Origin of the sequence: Pantoea vagans (genome assembly GCF_004792415.1) — a bacterium.
In the GTDB taxonomy this organism is placed as follows: Bacteria; Pseudomonadota; Gammaproteobacteria; order Enterobacterales; family Enterobacteriaceae; genus Pantoea; species Pantoea vagans.
This window is the reverse complement of record NZ_CP038853.1, coordinates 3,060,944-3,080,648: the sequence shown is the minus strand read 5'-3', so window position 1 is coordinate 3,080,648 and position 19,705 is coordinate 3,060,944. Positions and strand designations below refer to the sequence as shown.

Sequence of the window (19,705 nt, the reverse complement as noted above, 5' to 3'; positions counted from 1 at the left end):
GACTCTTTAGTGAGGCATCATGTTGTAGTTGAGGTTCCACATGATCCACAGTGAGCCTACTACGACAATCAGGATGATGATGGCCGAGAAAACAATGGCTACCATGTTCCAGCCACCCTCAGATTTGCTGTCTAAGTGCAGGAAGTACACCAGGTGAACCAGCACCTGAATGACCGCACACACCAGAACAACACCGAGGATAGTACCGTGAGATGCACTGCCATCCATCACCATCCAGAACGGGATTGCCGTCAGGATGATAGAGAGGATGAAGCCGATCATGTAGGACTTCACGCTACCGTGTGAAGCGCCATGTTCGTTAACAGAATGACTCATTACATGGCTCCCATCAGGTAAACAACGGTGAAGACGCAAATCCAGACCACGTCCAGGAAGTGCCAGAACAGGCTCAGACACATGATACGGGTGCGGTTAGTCGCGTTCAGGCCACGTTTGGAAATCTGGAACATCAGAACCAGCATCCAGATCAGACCGGAGGTCACGTGCAGACCGTGGGTACCGACCAGCGTAAAGAAGCCAGACAGGAAGCCACTGCGATCCGGACCAAAGCCTTCAGCAATCAGGTGATGGAATTCATAGATTTCCATCCCGATGAAGCCCAGACCGAACAGGAAGGTCAGCGCCAGCCAGCCGATAACGGCACCTTTTTGCTCCTTGTTCATGGAGATAACAGCCATGCCGTAAGTGATCGAACTCAACAGCAGCAGGGCGGTTTCTACCAGAACAAACGGCAGCTCAAAGATATCTTTACCTGCCGGGCCACCGGCAGTGTTGTTGACCATGACGGCATAGGTCGCAAACAGGGTTGCGAAGATAATGCAGTCACTCATCAGGTAGATCCAGAAGCCAAAGACTTTATTGGCTCCTGCATCGTGATGCCCATGCTCCGCATGGGCGTCGTGGTGATGTTTAATCAGAGTTTCAGTTGACATTATTTCAGACCTGCTTTGCTGATTTCGTCAAAGTGCTGGTTCTCAATCTTCTGAACTTCGGCAACCGGAACGTAGTAATCCACGTCTTCGTCGAAGCTCTTCACGATCCAGGTAACGATCATGCCGAGGAATGAAAGACCCGCCATCCACCAGATATGCCAGATCAGCGCGAAGCCCATCACAGTAGCGAATGCGCAGATGACGATTGCCGCACCACTGTTTTTCGGCATATGAATTTCTTCATACGATGCCGGCTGTTTGTACGCTTCGCCTTTCTCTTTCATTTCCCAGAACGCATCACGCTCATGGACATGTGGGATCACAGCAAAGTTATAGAACGGAGGTGGTGAAGAGGTTGCCCACTCCAGCGTACGACCGCCCCACGGGTCACCTGTCACATCACGGTTCTGGTCGCGGTCACGTACCGAGACGTAGAACATGGTCAGCTGACACAGGATACCCAGTGCAATCAGACCCGCACCGACCGCAGCAACCACCAGAAGAGGGTGGAACTGTGGATCGATATCCTGGCTCAGACGACGGGTCATACCCATGAAGCCCAGTGCGTACAGCGGCATAAAGGCAACGAAGAAGCCAATGATCCAGAACCAGAATGCGCGCTTACCCCAGGTTTCGTTCAGGGTAAAGCCGAATGCTTTCGGGAACCAGTAGGTCACGCCCGCCATACAACCGAAGACCACACCACCGATGATTACGTTGTGGAAGTGTGCAATCAGGAACAGGCTGTTGTGCAGAATAAAGTCAGCGCCCGGAACGGCCAGCAGTACGCCGGTCATACCTCCTACAGAGAAGGTTACCAGGAAGCCAACGGTCCACAGCATGGCAGAGTGCATCTGAATGCGGCCCTGATACATGGTGAACAGCCAGTTAAAGATTTTAACCCCGGTCGGAATCGCGATGATCATCGTCATGATACCGAAGAAGGCGTTAACGTTGGCACCCGCACCCATGGTGAAGAAGTGGTGCAACCAGACGATGAACGACAGCACGGTAATGGCGATGGTCGCCCATACCAGTGAGGTATAACCAAACAGACGTTTTTTGGAGAAGGTCGCGGTAATTTCTGCGAACACACCAAACACCGGCAGTACCAGAATATACACTTCCGGATGACCCCAGACCCAGATCAGGTTGACGTACATCATCATGTTCCCGCCCATTTCATTGGTGAAGAAATGGAAGCCGAGATAACGATCAAGGGTCAACAGCGCCAGGGTCACGGTCAGAACCGGGAACGCAGCGATGATCAGGACGTTGGTGCACAGCGCGGTCCAGGTAAATACCGGCATTTTGAACAGGCTCATGCCCGGTGCGCGCATCTTCAGGATGGTTACGAAGAAGTTAATACCGGTTAAGGTCGTACCAATACCTGAGAGCTGAAGGCTCCAGATCCAGTAATCGACCCCGACGCCGGGACTGTACTCCGCGCCGGAGAGCGGCGGATAAGCCAGCCAGCCGGTCTGTGCGAACTCGCCCACACCCAGAGACAGGTTAACCAGGATCACACCGACCGCGGTAAACCAGAAGCTCAGGTTGTTCAGGAACGGGAACGCAACGTCACGTGCACCAATCTGCAACGGAACGGCGATGTTCATCAGGCCAACCACGAAAGGCATCGCCACGAAGAAGATCATAATCACGCCGTGCGCGGTAAAGATCTGGTCGTAGTGGTGCGGTGGCAGAATGCCCGCTTCACCGGCCGAAGCCATCACCTGCTGGGTACGCATCATAATGGCATCTGCGAAGCCACGAATCAGCATGACGAACGCCATGATGATATACATGATACCCAGGCGTTTGTGGTCAACTGACGTCAGCCATTCAGACCACAGATATTTCCACTTACCAAAATAGGTGAGCGCAGCGACCAGCGCAGCACCACCTATCAGGATAGCGGCAACCGTAACCATGATAATCGGCTCATGATACGGCACTGCATCAAGTGTTAATTTTCCTAACATCGTATTATTCCTCGGCTCCCGCGGAAGCGGCGTGACTCATGTCCATACCTTCATGCTGTGGCATGTCCATTTTCCCGTGGCTCATCCTGAACTTGTCCATAACCTGCATGAACAATTTCGGATCAGCTGAAGAGAAATATTCCACCGGATGATTTTCGCTTGGCACAGCCACTTTCTCGAAATCTTCCATGGTGGTCAGCGTGTTAGGGGCTGCTTTAACTTTAGCCACCCACTGCTGGAATTCCGCATCGTCTTTGGTTGCAATGGCTTTAAACTTCATGCCAGAGAAACCGCGACCACTGAAGTTCGCAGAGATACCGTCGAAAGTGCCTGGTTCATTCGCAATCAGATGCAGTTTGGTCTGCATACCCGCCATCGCATAAATCTGGCTGCCGAGTGTTGGAATGAAGAAAGAGTTCATGACGGAGTTAGAGGTGATTTTAAAGTTCACCGGAGTATTTGCCGGGAAGGCAATCTGGTTCACGGTCGCAATACCCTGTTCCGGGTAAATGAACAACCATTTCCAGTCCAGTGCAACCACATCGATCTCAACCGGTTTCACATCAGATTGCAGCGGTTTGCTGGGCTCCAGTGCGTGGGTTGATTTCCAGGTCAGTACGCTGAGGAAGAGAATGATCAGGATCGGAATGGTCCAGACCACGGCTTCAACCTTGTTAGAGTGTGACCAGTTAGGGCTGTACTTCGCATTCGTGTTGGACGCCCGATACTTCCAGGCAAACACCACGGCCATCAGGACTGCGGGAATCACGACGATCAACATCAGGCCAAAGGCAGTCAGTATCAGCGAACGTTGCTCCAGTGCAATCTGTCCTTTGGGATTTAACAATGCACTATCGCAGCCACTCATTAATAAAGTGCCTGCAATTAATGACAAAATCCCCAAACTTTTATTGTATTTACTGAGTCTCATTTAACGACCTCAATGACAAAGGGCTCTATTGTCGTTTAAGTGTGCGCGCATTTTACGGGAAGGTTTATGCAGTGTAAACCAGCTTAAGGATGTGTCAGATACGTGTTGACACCTTTTGCTAAGGGTGTCACAGATGTTGCGTCAGGTGACAAATAATTAACGCAGACAAGCAGTTGGCATCAATATAACAAAAACCGATGGAAGTAACCGTAAAAAAATCAGGGAAAGGAATAACCCTTACTTTTAACTCCCAAATATTTAACAAGTCTGCATCATTTGCGCGATGAAATTTAACTAAAGTAATTGCTAACCGGTTTTTAGTATTTCCGCTACGCCTCCTCAGGATCTATTCTTATTTTTTAAAAATAACACGCGATGATAAATGACGGCGACTTATCCGGACGTCACAAAATAAGCCGCAGCCCGTTAACCTATCGATTTCACTTAAGCATCTGACGCGGGCAACACCGGCGTTCTCTTCAGCGCCCTGTAATCCAGCAACACCCCGGCAAGCACCGCCAGCAGAGAGAGGCTCATGCCCAGCTCAAACAGGCGGGTCAGTAGCGGTGTCAGCGCAGTCAGCCCCAGTGCATTCAGTGCCAGCGCGACCAGCCAGAGAGCCAGCACACCGCAGCCGGCTGCAAACAGACGATTAGTCCAGCGATAGCCATGAGGATAGTAGCTTCGTGTGAGGAAATTGCCACTCTGCTCGACCTGATTAAGCGTCTGGCGGCAAAAAGCCAGCAGCACCAGGCCCGGCACACCCGCGATCACCGTGAAAGCATAAAAAGTTGGCCAGCCCCAGAGTTCTACCAGCCAGCCCGCTGCGGGGCCGACATAGACCCGGCCCACTGCGGAGAGCGCTGATAACAGGGCAAACTGGGTAGCTGAGAACGATTTATTGCACAGCGTCATTAATAACGCGACAAAGGCCGCAGTGCCCATGCCGCCGCAGAGGTTTTCGACAAAGACTGCGCTGGCCATGCTCCACAACTGTTTGTCGGTCACCGCCAGCAGCCAGTAACCAAAGTTTGAAACCGCCTGCAGCACGCCGAAAATCAGCAGCGCCCGAAACAGACTCAGGCGCTGCATCAGTACGCCGCCATAAAGCGCCCCGATAATGGTCGCCAGCAGACCCAGCGTCTTGTTAACCAGGCCGACGTCACCGGCATTGAACCCGGCGCCGCGGATCAGAAAAGTGGTGGTCAGCGAGGCGGCAAAGGCATCGCCCAGCTTGTAGAGAATAATCAGCGTAATGAGCAGCCAGGCGTTGTTGCGCTGAAAGAAATCTTTCAGCGGGTCGACAACCGCCTGTCGCAGTGAATGCGGGGTGGAAATGCGCGTGTCCGGCTCGCTCGCCATCAGCGTGGCGATAATACCCGGCACCATCATCAGCGCCATCAGCCAGTAGGTCGCCTGCCAGCCCAGATAACGGTCAGCCAGCCACAGCGCAAGCCCGCCTGAAATCAGCATCGCCAGCCGATAGCCCAGCACGGTAATCGCTGCGCCGCTGCCGCGCTCTTCAGGTGGCAGAATATCGGTTTTCCAGGCGTCAAAAACGATGTCCTGTGAGGCGGAGCAGAAAGCGATCAGCACTGCCAGCGCCGCCATCAGGGTCAGATCGCGGCCTGGCTGCAGAAATCCCATCGCGACAATCCCGCCCACCAGCGCCAGCTGACTCAGCAGTAACCAGCCGCGACGCCGGCCGAGAAACGGCGGCGTATAGCGGTCCATCATCGGCGACCAGAGAAATTTAAAGACATAGGCCTGGCCGACCAGTGAAAAGAAGCCGATGGTTTTCAGATCGACATTTTCCACTGTCATCCACGCCTGCAACGTGCCCGAAGTCAGTGCCAGCGGCAGTCCGGAAGCAAAACCAAGGAGCAGCAGTACGGCGGCGTTTTTCTGGCTGAAGAGGCGAAGATAGTGGTTCATGCGGATCCTGCAGATAACAAAAAGCCCTGCACGAGGCAGGGCAGAGGTGAGACGGTATTAACGGGCGTTCTGCTTGATGAAGTCGTTAACGCTGGTGTCCTGTGCCATATCCGCGATTACATCGCTCATGGTGGCGTTGACCGCGTTAGTGATCTTCTGGTTATTAGCGTTGAACGCGCCTTCTACGCTGTAAGTCTGGCGGTAGTTTTTAACCTGCTTGTTGCCGTTTTTGGCGGTCGCGATGATAGAGATGTCCGCTTTAGTGGTGATGCTGTAGCGCACATTGCCCTGCGTCACGTCAGCATAGAGATTGTTAACCACAATCTGCAGATCGACCGCGCCATCAGGACCAATCATATAACCACGTGCGGTCATCTGCTTCTCCAGCACTTCCTGCAGCAGGAAACGGAGATCGCGCGATGGCGTCAGGGTCACTAACTGACCATCACGGTTAACTTTTGCCAGCGCCTGATCTTTACGCTGGTCGGCACCATTGATGCTCACAGTCACGCCCATCAGGCCCGGATCCTGCTGCGGCAGCTGAATTTTAGGCTGGATAGTGAGGGTATTATTGCTGGTTGCACAGCCGGCTAAAATGAACGCAGCCAACAGTGGGAATAACAGTTTTTTCAACATACTTTTTCTCGTTGGTGTCAGGGGGTTGGTTTGCAAAAACTGCGGCCATCATAGCATTGCCCGGCAGTGAAAAAAGCCCTGTTACGGGTGAAATTGTCTCTGAAACCGTTTTAAGCCTCTTCTCTGACAGGCTGGTTTGCTGATGGTTTCGACTGCGTTATGATGCCTGCCGGGAGCGGGCTGACATAAAATGCAATATTTAGCGTCCGCCGACGGGTAAGCGCACTAAAAGCGACTAAGATTGAATGAGATGGGGCACCGCGCTCGCCATTGAGGAGTAATAGCCATGATCCGCGAACAAATAGAAGAAAAGCTGCGTGTGGCGTTTCAGCCAGCTCATCTGGAAGTGCATGACGAAAGTTACCGGCACAACGTGCCTGCCGGATCGGAAAGTCACTTCAAAGTGGTTATTGTCAGCGACTGCTTTGCAGGCCAGCGCTTCCTGGCGCGTCATCGTCTGATTTATAGTGAACTGGCGGCTGAATTAGCGGGTAGTGTCCATGCCTTAGCCCTGCATACTTACACCCTGAAAGAGTGGGAAGGGTTGCAGGATACCGTACTGGCTTCGCCTAACTGTCGTGGTGCCGGAAGTCTCGCCTGATCTCCCTTCTCTGAAACGGCCTGCTGGCCGTTTTTTCTGTGATTTAGCGAAAAACGCGATCTCTGGCTCAAAAAAGCAGCAAACCTGCTGAAAAGTGGTGAGTTAGCGTCCTCGACTCATTCCAGCGATGCCGCTATAATGCTGCGTCTATTTTTCCGGAATGTCTTCGGGACGCTTCTGGTAACAGGGATCAGGTTCTCTTCACGGAAGCCGTCCCGGTTGTTGGATACGGCGCATTTCACGATGTGTGGTGTCTGAAGTTGACCGAGCACGTGATTTTTTGAGGTAACAAGATGCAAGTTTCTGTAGAGACCACTCAGGGCCTGGGCCGTCGCATTACGATTACTGTTGCAGCTGACAGCATCGAAAGCGCAGTAAAAAAAGAACTGGTTGACGTTGCCAGGAAAGTTCGCATCGATGGTTTCCGTAAAGGCAAAGTGCCGATGAACATCGTGGCGCAGCGTTACGGCGCTTCTGTCCGTCAGGACGTGCTGGGCGAGCTGATGACGCGCAACTTCGTTGACGCCATCATTAAAGAAAAAATTAATCCGGCTGGCGCACCAAACTACGTGCCAGGCGAATACAAAGAAGGTCAGGATTTTACCTACGCGGTTGAATTCGAAGTTTATCCGGAAGTTGAGCTGAAAGGCCTGGAAAACATCGAAGTCGAAAAACCTGTCGTTGAAGTGACTGATGCTGACGTTGATACCATGCTGGATACCCTGCGCAAGCAGCAGGCCAACTGGATTGAAAGCGACGCAGCTGCAGGCCCGGAAGATCGTGCAACTATCGATTTCAACGGTTCTGTTGACGGCGAAGAGTTCGAAGGCGGAAAAGCCACTGATTTCGTTCTGGCCATGGGCCAGGGCCGCATGATCCCAGGCTTTGAAGAAGGCGTTGTGGGTCATAAAGCGGGCGAAACGTTCACTATCGACGTGAAATTCCCGGACGACTACCACGCAGAAACCCTGAAAGGGAAAGATGCGAAGTTCGAGATCGTGCTGAAGAAAGTTGAAACGCGTGAGCTGCCAGAGCTGACTGAAGAGTTCATCAAACGTTTCGGCGTTGAAGATGGTTCAGTTGCCGGTCTGCGTACTGAAGTGCGTAAGAACATGGATCGCGAGCTGAAAGGCGCTATCCGTAACCGCATCAAAACTCAGGCGATCGACGGCCTGGTTGAAGCGAACGAAATCGACGTGCCAGCTGCGCTGGTTGACAGCGAAATCGACGTTCTGCGTCGTCAGGCTGCACAGCGTTTCGGTGGCAACGAACAGCAGGCGCTGGAACTGCCACGCGAACTGTTTGAAGAGCAGGCTAAACGCCGTGTTGTTGTCGGTCTGCTGCTGGGCGAAGTGATTCGTACCCACGAGCTGAAAGCTGACGAAGCGCGCGTGAACACCATGATCGAAGAGATGGCTTCTGCGTATGAAGATCCGAAAGAAGTTATCGAGTTCTACAGCAAGAATAACGAGCTGATGAACAACATGCGCAACGTCGCGCTGGAAGAGCAAGCGGTTGAAGCGGTCCTGGCGAAAGCTAAAGTGACCGAGAAAGAGACCAACTTCCAGGAACTGATGAATCAGACTGCTCAGGCCTGATCACCCAGTTAACCGTCTGTGCTAAGCCCGTGACTGAAAAGTCGCGGGCTTTTTTGTGTTTTGCGTACAGAACGCGACTCTTCGCCGCTATTTGCTTAATTAATCGGCAAATTATTCACGCATCGCTTTTTCCGGGTTAGCGAACAGGGAAAAGATTGTTATGCTTGAAACATGCGTGCAGCATCCCCAGATAGTGGGAGTATGCAGAATGAAGAGTGAGGCTGGCTGATTAACCGTCCTGAAGGTGTCGGAAAAGGTGCGACGTGGAGTTTCCCGCGCGTCTTACGTAGAATCGGTACAGAATGTTGCCAATGAAATTTATCCAGGAGACGGTAATGTCATACAGTGGCGATCGTGAATATACTGCACCGCACAATGCGCTGGTGCCAATGGTGGTTGAACAAACTTCGCGTGGTGAGCGTTCTTACGACATCTACTCCCGTCTGCTTAAAGAGCGCGTTATCTTTCTGACTGGCCAGGTTGAAGACCACATGGCGAATCTGATCGTGGCGCAGATGCTGTTTCTGGAAGCTGAGAACCCGGAAAAAGATATCTATCTTTACATCAACTCGCCAGGCGGTGTGATCACGGCCGGTATGTCGATTTACGACACCATGAAATTTATCAAACCGGATGTCAGCACCATCTGTATGGGACAGGCCTGTTCAATGGGTGCGTTCCTGCTGACAGCGGGCACTAAAGGCAAGCGTTTCTGTCTGCCAAACTCGCGCGTGATGATCCACCAGCCGCTGGGCGGCTATCAGGGCCAGGCGTCAGACATTGAAATCCATGCGCGTGAAATCCTTAAAGTTAAACAGCGTATGAATGAGCTGATGGCTGAGCACACCGGTAAAACGCTGGAAGAAATTGAGCGTGATACCGAGCGTGACCGTTTCCTCTCTGCAAATGAAGCGGTAGAGTATGGATTAGTCGATTCAATTCTGACGCATCGCCAATAAGACCCCGACTTACCGTTGTCCCTGGTCTATAGTTAACAGGACAACGGTACTATTATGGGTTGAATGAATTTCGGCCGTCCCTGTACGGCCTGAGCCGTACGCGGGTATGGCCTGAGAACAAGAAGAGGTTAACTGATGACAGATAAGCGCAAAGACGGTTCAGGAAAGTTGCTGTACTGCTCTTTTTGCGGCAAAAGCCAGCATGAAGTGCGTAAGCTGATTGCCGGGCCGTCAGTGTATATCTGCGATGAGTGTGTTGACCTGTGCAACGACATCATTCGCGAAGAGATTAAAGAAGTTGCCCCGCATCGTGAACGCAGTGCGTTGCCAACCCCACATGAAATTCGCCATCACCTCGATGATTATGTTATCGGTCAGGAAAGAGCGAAGAAAGTGCTGGCGGTTGCGGTTTACAACCACTACAAGCGTCTGCGTAACGGCGATACCAGCAATGGCATCGAACTGGGCAAAAGTAACATTCTGCTGATTGGCCCAACCGGTAGTGGTAAAACGCTGCTGGCAGAAACGCTGGCGCGCCTGCTGGATGTGCCATTCACTATGGCTGACGCCACCACGCTGACTGAAGCCGGTTACGTGGGTGAAGACGTTGAAAACATCATCCAGAAACTGCTGCAGAAATGTGACTACGACGTACAGAAAGCACAGCGCGGCATCGTTTATATCGATGAAATCGACAAAATCTCACGTAAGTCAGATAACCCGTCGATTACCCGTGACGTGTCTGGCGAAGGTGTACAGCAGGCTCTGCTTAAACTGATTGAAGGCACCGTGGCTGCTGTTCCGCCGCAGGGTGGACGTAAGCATCCGCAGCAGGAATTTTTGCAGGTTGATACCTCGAAAATTCTGTTTATCTGCGGCGGCGCATTCGCCGGCCTGGATAAAGTGATTTCTCAGCGTGTGGAAACCGGATCCGGTATCGGCTTCGGCGCTACCGTAAAAGGGAAGTCGCAGAAAGCCAGCGAAGGCGAACTGCTGTCACAGTGTGAACCTGAAGATTTGATCAAGTTTGGTCTGATCCCTGAGTTCATTGGTCGTCTGCCTGTGGTCGCAACGCTGAGCGAGCTGAGTGAAGAAGCGCTGATTCAGATCCTGCGTGAGCCGAAAAACGCCCTGACAAAACAGTACCAGGCGCTGTTTAACCTGGAAGGCGTTGAGCTGGAGTTCCGTGACGAGGCGTTAACCGCCATTGCGAAGAAAGCGATGTCACGTAAAACTGGTGCTCGTGGTCTGCGCTCTATTGTTGAAGGCGCGCTGCTGGAAACCATGTATGACCTGCCTTCCATGGATGACGTGGAAAAAGTAGTGATTGATGAATCAGTTATTGAAGGTCAGTCTGAGCCCATGCTGATCTACGGCAAGCATGAAGCGCAGGCATCTGGCGAATAATTAAACAGATCGTCCATGTTGTTCTATTAAAAAAGGGGAAAATGTTTCCCCTTTTGCTTTTCTCGCCTCTGTGACGTTGAATGTCGGACAATCATCCCCATATACTCAGATACCTGTGGGTTTAACTGCATACCTGCCTGATGCGGTTCCCATCACCTGGCGGACATTAAACAAAGAGAGAGCTCTATGAATCCTGAGCGTTCTGAACGCATTGAAATCCCCGTGTTGCCGCTGCGCGACGTGGTGGTTTATCCGCACATGGTAATTCCGTTGTTTGTTGGCCGGGAAAAATCAATTCGGTGCCTTGAAGCCGCAATGGATCATGATAAAAAAATCATGCTGGTCGCACAGAAAGAGGCTTCAACGGATGAACCTGGCATTAACGATCTCTTTTCAGTAGGGACCGTTGCTTCAGTATTGCAAATGCTGAAACTGCCGGATGGCACGGTCAAAGTCCTGGTGGAAGGTTTACAGCGCGCCCATATTACGACGCTGGCCGACAACGGTGACCATTTTGTGGCACAAGCTGAATATCTGGTTTCGCCAGAGATTGAAGAGCGCGAGCAGGAAGTGCTGGTGCGTACGGCGATCAATCAGTTTGAAGGCTATATCAAACTCAATAAAAAGATCCCACCTGAGGTTCTGACCTCACTGAATAATATTGACGATGCGGCCCGCCTTGCTGACACCGTCGCAGCACATATGCCACTGAAACTGGCAGACAAACAGTCTGTGCTGGAGATGTCCGACGTCAATGAGCGTCTGGAATATCTGATGGCGATGATGGAATCTGAAATCGATCTGCTGCAGGTTGAGAAGCGTATTCGCAACCGTGTTAAGAAGCAGATGGAGAAGAGTCAGCGTGAGTACTATCTGAATGAGCAGATGAAGGCGATTCAGAAAGAGCTGGGCGAGATGGACGATGCGCCTGACGAGTACGAAGCGTTAAAACGCAAAATCGACGCGGCCAAAATGCCGGAAGAAGCGCGTGAAAAAGCAGAAGCTGAGCTGCAGAAGCTGAAAATGATGTCCCCGATGTCCGCAGAAGCGACCGTGGTTCGCGGCTACATCGACTGGATGGTGCAGGTTCCGTGGAACGCGCGCAGCAAAGTGAAGAAAGATCTGCGTAAAGCGCAGGAGACCCTGGATACTGATCATTACGGCCTGGAGCGCGTGAAGGATCGTATTCTTGAGTATCTTGCGGTTCAGAGTCGCGTCAGCAAGATCAAAGGGCCGATTCTGTGCCTGGTCGGACCACCAGGGGTAGGTAAAACATCCCTCGGTCAGTCGATCGCCAAAGCGACCGGACGTAAATATGTCCGTATGGCGCTGGGTGGCGTGCGTGATGAAGCGGAAATCCGTGGTCACCGTCGCACCTACATCGGCTCCATGCCGGGTAAACTCATCCAGAAAATGGCGAAAGTCGGGGTTAAAAACCCGCTGTTCCTGCTGGATGAGATCGACAAAATGTCTTCGGACATGCGCGGCGACCCGGCTTCAGCGCTGCTGGAAGTGCTTGATCCAGAGCAGAACATTGCGTTCAACGACCACTATCTGGAAGTCGACTACGACCTCTCTGATGTGATGTTCGTGGCAACATCGAACTCAATGAATATCCCGGCACCGCTGCTGGACCGTATGGAAGTGATTCGTCTGTCGGGTTATACCGAAGATGAGAAACTGAATATCGCTAAGCAGCATCTGCTGACCAAGCAGATTGAACGCAATGCCCTGAAAGCCAGTGAAATTACGGTTGAAGATAGCGCGATTGTCGGCATTATCCGTTACTACACCCGTGAAGCTGGTGTGCGTAGCCTTGAGCGTGAGCTGTCGAAATTGTGCCGTAAAGCGGTGAAATCACTGCTGATGGACAAGACGAAAAAGCACATCACCATCAATGGTGAAAACCTCAAAGACTTCCTGGGCGTACAGCGCTTTGACTACGGCCGTGCTGACAGTGAAAACCGGGTGGGTCAGGTGACTGGTCTGGCGTGGACGGAAGTGGGCGGCGATCTGCTGACCATCGAAACTGCGTGCGTACCAGGTAAAGGCAAGCTGACTTACACCGGTTCTCTGGGTGAAGTGATGCAGGAGTCGATTCAGGCTGCGCTGACCGTGGTGCGTGCCCGTGCCGAGAAGCTGGGCATTAATGGTGACTTCTACGAAAAACGTGATATTCACGTTCACGTGCCAGAAGGCGCCACACCGAAAGATGGTCCAAGTGCCGGTATCGCGATGTGTACCGCGCTGGTCTCCTGTCTGACCGGTAACCCGGTGCGTGCGGATGTCGCTATGACCGGTGAGATTACCCTGCGTGGTCAGGTTCTGCCGATTGGCGGTCTGAAAGAGAAACTGCTGGCAGCACACCGTGGTGGCATTAAAACCGTGCTGATCCCGGACGACAACAAGCGTGATCTGGAAGAAATTCCACAGAACGTGATTGCCGATCTGGAGATTCATCCGGTGAAACGCATTGAAGAGGTGCTGAATCTGGCACTGGAAAATGCGCCTTATGGCATGCAGGTCGCAACAGCAAAATAGTGATTAACGGCATAAACCGTTAAAAAGCGGAGCTGGCAAGGCAATTGGCGCTTGCCAGCTTTTTTTTGTGCCGCTAATTTAGGTGGCTGTCGGGGCGACGTTCTCAGAGAAATTCCGTTGTTTCGGCTCCACAGGCTTGATATAACTTGCTGCGCGTTCGTACCCGGCCGGAAGCCCGGTACGATGTGAAATAATAAAAGAGGGGATGAAGAGAGTGAATAAGTCACAATTGATCGACAAAATTGCTGCCGATGCTGATATTTCTAAAGCTGCAGCAGGACGTGTTTTAGATGCATTTATGGGCTCAGTTTCAGATGCGCTGAAAGAGGGTGATGAAGTGGCTCTGGTGGGTTTCGGCACATTCTCTGTGCGTGACCGCGCTGCACGTACCGGCCGCAATCCGCAAACCGGTAAAGAGATCACCATCCCGGCTGGTAAAGTACCCGGTTTCCGTGCTGGTAAAGCATTGAAAGACGCTGTCAATTAATAACAACGAATAGATTCATTGACGCATTTTCTTCAGTGGATTAGAGGACGATTAACCCGTTCTCATGTAACATACGGGCACATCAATGAGATGTGCCTTTTTTGTTTTAACCGGTGAGAATCGGGCCGTAAGATGGACCTGGACCGGATTGAGACTGCCAGCTAAGCCAGCAGTTGCGTGAGTCGCCAGCCAGTGGCGAATTGCGACCGAGCTTTACATTCACACTACAGCGGAGTGTTGCCATACCATGATGGACAATTTACGCGCGGCGTCGAACCATGTCGTGCTCAAGATTATTCTGGGACTGATTATCGTCTCTTTTGTGCTGACAGGCGTTGGCAACTATCTGATTGGCGGCAATAACGACTATGCGGCCAAAGTTAACGGTCAGGAGATAAGCCGGGGACAGCTGGAGCAGGCGTTTAACAGCGAACGCAGTCGCCAGCAACAGATGCTGGGTGACCAGTTCTCGCAGCTGGCCAGCAACGATGGCTTCATGCAGCAGATGCGTCAGCAGGCGCTGTCGCAGTTAATCGACCAGGCGCTGCTCGACAGCTACATCAAAGAGCTTCATCTCAGCATCAGTGACGATCAGGTTAAGCAGGCTATCTTCAATCAGCAGGCTTTCCAGACCAACGGCAAATTCGACAATGCTAAATATCTGGCGCTGATCGGCAACATGGGTTTCAGCGCCGACCAGTATGCTGAAGCGCTGCGTAAGCAACTCTCCAATCAGCAATTGATCAATGCCGTGGCGAACACAGACTTCACGCTGAAAGGCGAAGCCAGCAAACTGGTGGACCTGGTTTCACAGCAACGTGATATTCGTCAGGCGACGCTGGACGTTAATGCCCTGATGGCGAAACAAACCGTCACCGACGACGAAATCAGTCAGTACTATCAGCAGCATAAAACCAGCTTTATGGCGCCGGAACAGTTCCGCGTCAGCTATATCCTGATGGATGCCGCCAGCATGCAGCAGGATGCCAGCGAAGCAGATATTCAGGCCTGGTACGACCAACATAAAGCAGACTATTCGCAACCACAGCGTAATCGCTACAGCGTTATTCAGACCAAAACGGAAGCGGATGCCAATGCGGTACTGGCTCAGCTGAAAGGTGGCGCCAGCTTCGCAGATGTGGCGAAAGCCAAATCAATCGACCCCATCTCTGCGCGTAAGGGCGGTGATATGGGCTGGCTGGAACCGTCAACCACCCCGGATGAGCTGAAAAATGCGGGTCTGACTGAGAAAGGCCAGATGTCAGGCGTGATCAAATCGTCAGTGGGCTTCCTGGTGGTTCGTCTCGACGATATTCAGCCAGAGCAGGTTAAACCACTGGATGAGGTTCGCAGCGCTGTTGCAGCGAAAGTGAAGCAGGAGAAGGGCGTTGATGCCTTCTACAAACTGCAGCAGAAAGTCAGTGAAGCAGCCAGCAATGACAATGAGTCACTGGCGGGTGCTGAGCAGGCTTCGGGTCTGAAAGCGAAAGAGACCGGCTGGTTCAGTCAGGACACGCTGCCAGACGCACTTAACTTCGATGCGGTGAAGCAGGCGATCTTTAACGGTGGTCTGGTGGGTCAGAACGGTGCGCCGGGTAACAACTCCGATATTATCACCGTCGATGGCGACCGTGCCTTTGTACTGCGTATCAGCGAGCACAAACCGGAAGCGGTAAAACCGCTGGAGCAGGTGAAGGCGCAGATTACGGATACGCTAAAGCATGACAAAGCGACACAGCAGGCTAAAGCCCAGGCCGATAAACTGCTGACCGACCTCAAAGCGGGCAAGCTGGACGCACTGACTGCAGCAGGCCTGACACTGAGCGCCAGCAAAACCGTTGATCGCAATGCACAGGATCCGGTGGCACAGGCCGCCTTTAACCTGCCTCAGCCTGCTGATAATAAGCCTTCATGGGGTGTCAGCGAAGATATGCAGGGCAATGTGGTGCTGGTGGCGGTAGATAAAGTTAAAACCGGCAGCATGCCGCAGGCGCAGATTGACGAAATGGTCAAAGGCGTTACGCAGAATAATGCGCAGCTGACGTTTGAAGCCCTACTGCAGAACCTGCGTAAAGAGGCCAAAATCAAGTACGGCGCTGCCGCACAAATGCAGTAAGCCTCGCAAAAATTACGCAACGACTGTAACAATCAAAGGCCGCATTCGCGGCCTTTTCCATTTCTGATATTCCGCTTTTGAGCCTTGTGCGGCGTAGTGCCACTCTGTCGCTGCTGTTTACACACAAGGAGAAACACAGCATGGCTAAATCTAAACTCGTTGCCTTTTATCTCTCACTCGCACTGGGCGGTGCACTCTGTCACGGCAGCGTCTCTGCGGCACCTGAACCTGCCAGTCCGGCGGTCTCGCAGAACACACCGCCTGCGGCGAAACCGGAGACAGCCGCGCAGCTGCAGCCAAAGCAGGAGCAGGTCAGCATCAATGAAGCGACAGCGGAACAGCTCTCTGCCGCTATGAATGGTGTGGGGCTGAAGAAAGCGCAGGCGATTGTGAACTATCGCGAACAGTACGGACCCTTTAGCGCGATTCAGCAGCTCAGCGAAGTACCGGGTATCGGTAACGCGCTGATAGAACGAAATGCGTCCCGGCTGAAATTGTGAGGCAGTACACATCTGTGATGCTAAACCCACGCTAACCAGGCGACTCTGCTAAAGTGAACAGGTCCAACCAGTTAACTCACAGTAGCAGGAGAGCATGATCATGCAGACCACCATAAAAGTGCGTGGCTATCATCTGGATGTCTATCAGCACGTCAACAATGCGCGCTATCTTGAGTTTCTTGAGGAGGCGCGCTGGGAATGGCTGGAAGAGGCTGAAGCGTTCCACTGGTTGCAGGAACAGAAACTGGCTTTTGTGGTGGTCAATATCAACATCAACTATCGTCGCCCGGCCGTGCTGGGCGACGTACTGGTTATCGACAGTGAGATTACGCAGTTAAATGGCAAAAGCGGCATTATTGCCCAGCGGGTGTTGCTGGCAGGTCAGGAGACCGTGGTGGCGGATGCCGCACTCACGTTTGTCTGTATTGATTTGCGGACCCAGAAGGCGGTTGCGCTGGAAGGGGAGTTACGCGAGCGACTGATGCGTCTGATGGTATGAGCCGATAAAAGCGGCAAACCGAACTGCTTTGCCGCCACGCCAGACAGCCTTAGTTAAGGCCGCTCTTTGCTTTCATGGCTGCCATGACGCCAGCACGATCGTTGAGATAACCCTGCAGGCCATTAGCCCGTAAATGACAGGCAGCACACTCACCACATCCGTCGCCTTTCACACCGTTATAGCAGGTCAGCGTCTGCTCGCGTACCAGCGCAAGCTGCTGCCAGTAATCTGCAAGCGCCCAGGTTTCCGCTTTATTGAGCCACATCAGCGGCGTCTCAAAACGCACTTCGCGCGCCATGCCAAGCGACACCGCATGGTTCAGCGCTTTGACAAACTCATCGCGGCAGTCGGGATAGCCGGAAAAATCGGTTTCGCAGACGCCGGTGATCACCGCTTCTGCTTCGACCTGATACGCGTAAACCGAGGCCAGCGTCAGAAAGAGAATATTGCGGCCCGGCACGAACGTACTGGGTAAGCCACTGGCCTCAGGATTATAAGCCGGCACCGGAATGTTATCCCGCGTCAGGCTGCTGACGGCGAGTTCGTTCAGCATGGTCACGTCCAGCACTTTGTGTGCGCGCGCACCCAGTGTCATCGCCAGATCGCGGGCGACCTCGATCTCTTCCCGGTGGCGTTGTCCATAGTCGAAAGTAACGCAGTGAACTTCATCATAAAGCTGTACAGCCTGAATCAGGCAGGTAGTGGAGTCTTGTCCACCGCTGAAAACTACAACCGCGCGTTTCATGGTGTTTCCCTGATAATTAATTTTGCGCTTATGGTAATGCCTCAGTCCGCTGCTGAACAGCTGCAAGGCGGATCAATAGGCGGCGGAATCCATGCGCGGCTGAAATCAAACCAGCCCAGCGTGTTCAGCTCTATCCCTTCAACGGCAGGGGGGGCATAAATCTGGTAGCGATAATTGAACAGCGGCAGCAGGATGCCGTCCGTCATCAGTTGATGATAAAGCTGCTGCAGCGCACGGGTACGGCTGTCGCCGTCTGATATCTGCTGGATAGCCAGCAGTTGCGCCTGGACTTCTTCGCCCTGCGGTGTGGGCCACAGCCGACGCCATAGCGGGTCAATCTGTAACCAGCTCGCCAGTGTGAAGACCGGCGCATCGCCAATCAACCGATCGCCCATCACGATATCCGCCTCATCAGGCGGGGCGATATGATGCCAGCTTTTCACCGGATGAAAAACGACGTTCAGAGTACAGCCGTGCTGTTTTAACAGGGCGACCAGTGCCTGTGACATCTGATGCAGCTCAACCGGCAACTGATAATGCAGCGTCAGAGTGGCAGGCAAGGGTGCCGGAACACTATCAATCAGCGGTACTTCCCAGCCGGGTAACAGCTCTTTGCTGGGGGTAATTAACCCCTCATCCAGTGGCAACCGGCTGACGATCCCGCTTTGCTGGATGAGCTGGAAAAGCGTGCGCGCCTGCGCGGGTGTAAATCCGGCTCGCGGGCGGCAGACCAGATAACAGAAGCCGAGACTGATGCTACTGCTGACCGGCTTTAATGTCCTGAGTTCAGCGGCATCGCCAATGGCAATCTGCACCGGATGGCGACAGCTGCTGCCGAGTGCGGCATCAAACAGCTGAGGAGTAATCCAGTACTCTACCGCCTGCAACAGCGGACGCTGCAGATGCCAGCGCGCATGGCTTTCAATCCTGACCAGCTCAGCGCTGAAATGCCTGAGTTTCCATGGCCCGCTGCCCGTGGCGGGATAATCGGGATGGGGCAGCAGGCACAACAGATGGGCAAGCCGGTGAGGCAGCCAGAAATCAGGTTGTCGCAGGTTAAACCGCACCGCCAGCGGGTGAGGCGCATCCACGCTGACCACATCGGCAAGCAATATCCTGACACGCGTATCCTGCAACAGCTGGCGGAACTGCACCACCAGTTGCGCGGCCTGCACCGGCTCGTCGTTATGCCACATCAGCTGAGGCCGTAACCAGAATAACCAGCTACAGGACGCTTCATCGTGCTGCCAGTGATGCGCCAGATCGCCGACTGGCTCATCCTGCTCAAAACGGGTCAGACCGGAATAGATCTGACGAACCAGATGCTGTTCAGCCCGCCCGGTAATCTGACACGGCTCGGTACTCTCCATCGGACGATAGTAGGGGATGCGCAGAACCGGCGTGTCGTTCTGCCACTGTCCACCCATTAACGGCCGCAGCATATTAATCAGCCTTTCCGGTGGCAGATCCAGCAGCTGTAAAGCGTCAGCTGCCTCTCCGGCATCAAGCTGTTTTTGCAGCAACTGCTGCCGTAACTGTTCAGGCGTGCGCAGAAACACTAACTGACCCTGTTTGCCACGGCCCGGTTCACCATGCCAGCTAAGCCAGCCAGCGTGCTGCCACTGTGACAGTAACGTGCGCAGATGACGCTCGCTGCAGATGCAGTGGCGGGCCATCTCTGCCACGCAGGTCTGCTGAGGGACGCCCTGGCTCTGCTGCCACAGGCGCTGAAACTTATTAAGGCGGTTAAGCTGACGCATCGTAAACCCGGAACAGTTTTTTAAAAGTATTCACTATTAGTTCCGCAATTAACAG

At 53.0% G+C, this 19,705-nt stretch carries 17 protein-coding genes; 9 read left to right on the top strand and 8 right to left on the bottom strand.

Annotated elements, in window-relative coordinates; genetic code table 11:
* Window positions 1-6: 6 nt before the first annotated feature.
* From EGO56_RS14615 to EGO56_RS14590, 6 genes are all read right to left on the bottom strand, one after another.
* Window positions 7-336, bottom strand: coding sequence for a cytochrome o ubiquinol oxidase subunit IV (locus tag EGO56_RS14615; RefSeq protein ID WP_008924889.1), 330 nt, complete (start codon window positions 334-336; stop codon window positions 7-9).
* Window positions 336-953, bottom strand: a complete 618-nt coding sequence (locus EGO56_RS14610) for a cytochrome o ubiquinol oxidase subunit III (RefSeq protein ID WP_009091720.1) — start codon at window positions 951-953, stop codon at window positions 336-338. The genes EGO56_RS14615 and EGO56_RS14610 overlap by 1 nt, the downstream gene beginning before the upstream one ends.
* Complete coding sequence (gene cyoB / locus EGO56_RS14605) at window positions 953-2,935, bottom strand: cytochrome o ubiquinol oxidase subunit I (protein ID WP_013356988.1); 1,983 nt, start codon at window positions 2,933-2,935, stop codon at window positions 953-955. The genes EGO56_RS14610 and cyoB overlap by 1 nt, the downstream gene beginning before the upstream one ends.
* Before the next feature lie 4 nt (window positions 2,936-2,939).
* Window positions 2,940-3,866: a cytochrome o ubiquinol oxidase subunit II gene (gene cyoA, locus EGO56_RS14600; RefSeq protein ID WP_033731758.1), complete on the bottom strand. Its 927-nt coding sequence runs from the start codon at window positions 3,864-3,866 to the stop codon at window positions 2,940-2,942.
* Between the two features lie 444 nt (window positions 3,867-4,310).
* Window positions 4,311-5,801: a muropeptide MFS transporter AmpG gene (ampG, locus tag EGO56_RS14595; RefSeq protein ID WP_135909885.1), complete on the bottom strand. Its 1,491-nt coding sequence runs from the start codon at window positions 5,799-5,801 to the stop codon at window positions 4,311-4,313.
* 57 nt (window positions 5,802-5,858) lie between these two features.
* Window positions 5,859-6,437 (bottom strand): lipoprotein, encoded by a 579-nt coding sequence (locus EGO56_RS14590; RefSeq protein ID WP_013356991.1) that lies wholly within the window; start codon window positions 6,435-6,437, stop codon window positions 5,859-5,861.
* A gap of 286 nt (window positions 6,438-6,723) precedes the next feature.
* On the opposite strand from EGO56_RS14590, the gene bolA reads away from it, so the two are divergent.
* The 9 genes from bolA (at window position 6,724) to EGO56_RS14545 (ending at window position 17,145) form a co-directional block, all read left to right on the top strand.
* Window positions 6,724-7,038, top strand: a complete 315-nt coding sequence (gene bolA / locus EGO56_RS14585; RefSeq protein ID WP_033731761.1) for a transcriptional regulator BolA — start codon at window positions 6,724-6,726, stop codon at window positions 7,036-7,038.
* A gap of 293 nt (window positions 7,039-7,331) precedes the next feature.
* The gene (gene tig, locus EGO56_RS14580; protein WP_110331458.1) at window positions 7,332-8,636 is read left to right on the top strand and encodes a trigger factor; all 1,305 of its coding nucleotides are present in this window, start codon (window positions 7,332-7,334) and stop codon (window positions 8,634-8,636) included.
* 335 nt (window positions 8,637-8,971) lie between these two features.
* Window positions 8,972-9,595 carry an ATP-dependent Clp endopeptidase proteolytic subunit ClpP gene (gene clpP, locus EGO56_RS14575; RefSeq protein WP_010255410.1) on the top strand — a complete coding sequence of 208 codons (624 nt, stop codon included), beginning with the start codon at window positions 8,972-8,974 and terminating at the stop codon, window positions 9,593-9,595.
* Between the two features lie 135 nt (window positions 9,596-9,730).
* Window positions 9,731-11,002, top strand: coding sequence for an ATP-dependent protease ATP-binding subunit ClpX (clpX, locus tag EGO56_RS14570; RefSeq protein WP_003850494.1), 1,272 nt, complete (start codon window positions 9,731-9,733; stop codon window positions 11,000-11,002).
* 186 nt (window positions 11,003-11,188) lie between these two features.
* Window positions 11,189-13,543, top strand: a complete 2,355-nt coding sequence (lon, locus tag EGO56_RS14565) for an endopeptidase La (RefSeq protein WP_003850493.1) — start codon at window positions 11,189-11,191, stop codon at window positions 13,541-13,543.
* Between the two features lie 214 nt (window positions 13,544-13,757).
* Window positions 13,758-14,030 (top strand): nucleoid-associated protein HU-beta, encoded by a 273-nt coding sequence (gene hupB, locus EGO56_RS14560; RefSeq protein WP_033731763.1) that lies wholly within the window; start codon window positions 13,758-13,760, stop codon window positions 14,028-14,030.
* A gap of 247 nt (window positions 14,031-14,277) precedes the next feature.
* Window positions 14,278-16,146 carry a peptidylprolyl isomerase gene (gene ppiD / locus EGO56_RS14555; RefSeq protein WP_033731764.1) on the top strand — a complete coding sequence of 623 codons (1,869 nt, stop codon included), beginning with the start codon at window positions 14,278-14,280 and terminating at the stop codon, window positions 16,144-16,146.
* Between the two features lie 140 nt (window positions 16,147-16,286).
* Complete coding sequence (locus EGO56_RS14550) at window positions 16,287-16,646, top strand: helix-hairpin-helix domain-containing protein (RefSeq protein WP_135909883.1); 360 nt, start codon at window positions 16,287-16,289, stop codon at window positions 16,644-16,646.
* A gap of 100 nt (window positions 16,647-16,746) precedes the next feature.
* A complete protein-coding gene (locus EGO56_RS14545) occupies window positions 16,747-17,145 on the top strand; it encodes a YbgC/FadM family acyl-CoA thioesterase (RefSeq protein WP_135909881.1) in 399 nt (132 codons plus the stop codon).
* 49 nt (window positions 17,146-17,194) lie between these two features.
* Here EGO56_RS14545 and queC read toward each other — a convergent pair whose 3' ends face one another.
* Both queC and EGO56_RS14535 read right to left on the bottom strand, forming a co-directional pair.
* Window positions 17,195-17,890, bottom strand: a complete 696-nt coding sequence (queC, locus tag EGO56_RS14540; RefSeq protein WP_095707747.1) for a 7-cyano-7-deazaguanine synthase QueC — start codon at window positions 17,888-17,890, stop codon at window positions 17,195-17,197.
* A gap of 41 nt (window positions 17,891-17,931) precedes the next feature.
* A complete protein-coding gene (locus EGO56_RS14535; RefSeq protein WP_135909879.1) occupies window positions 17,932-19,650 on the bottom strand; it encodes an SgrR family transcriptional regulator in 1,719 nt (572 codons plus the stop codon).
* Between the last annotated feature and the right edge of the window lie 55 nt (window positions 19,651-19,705).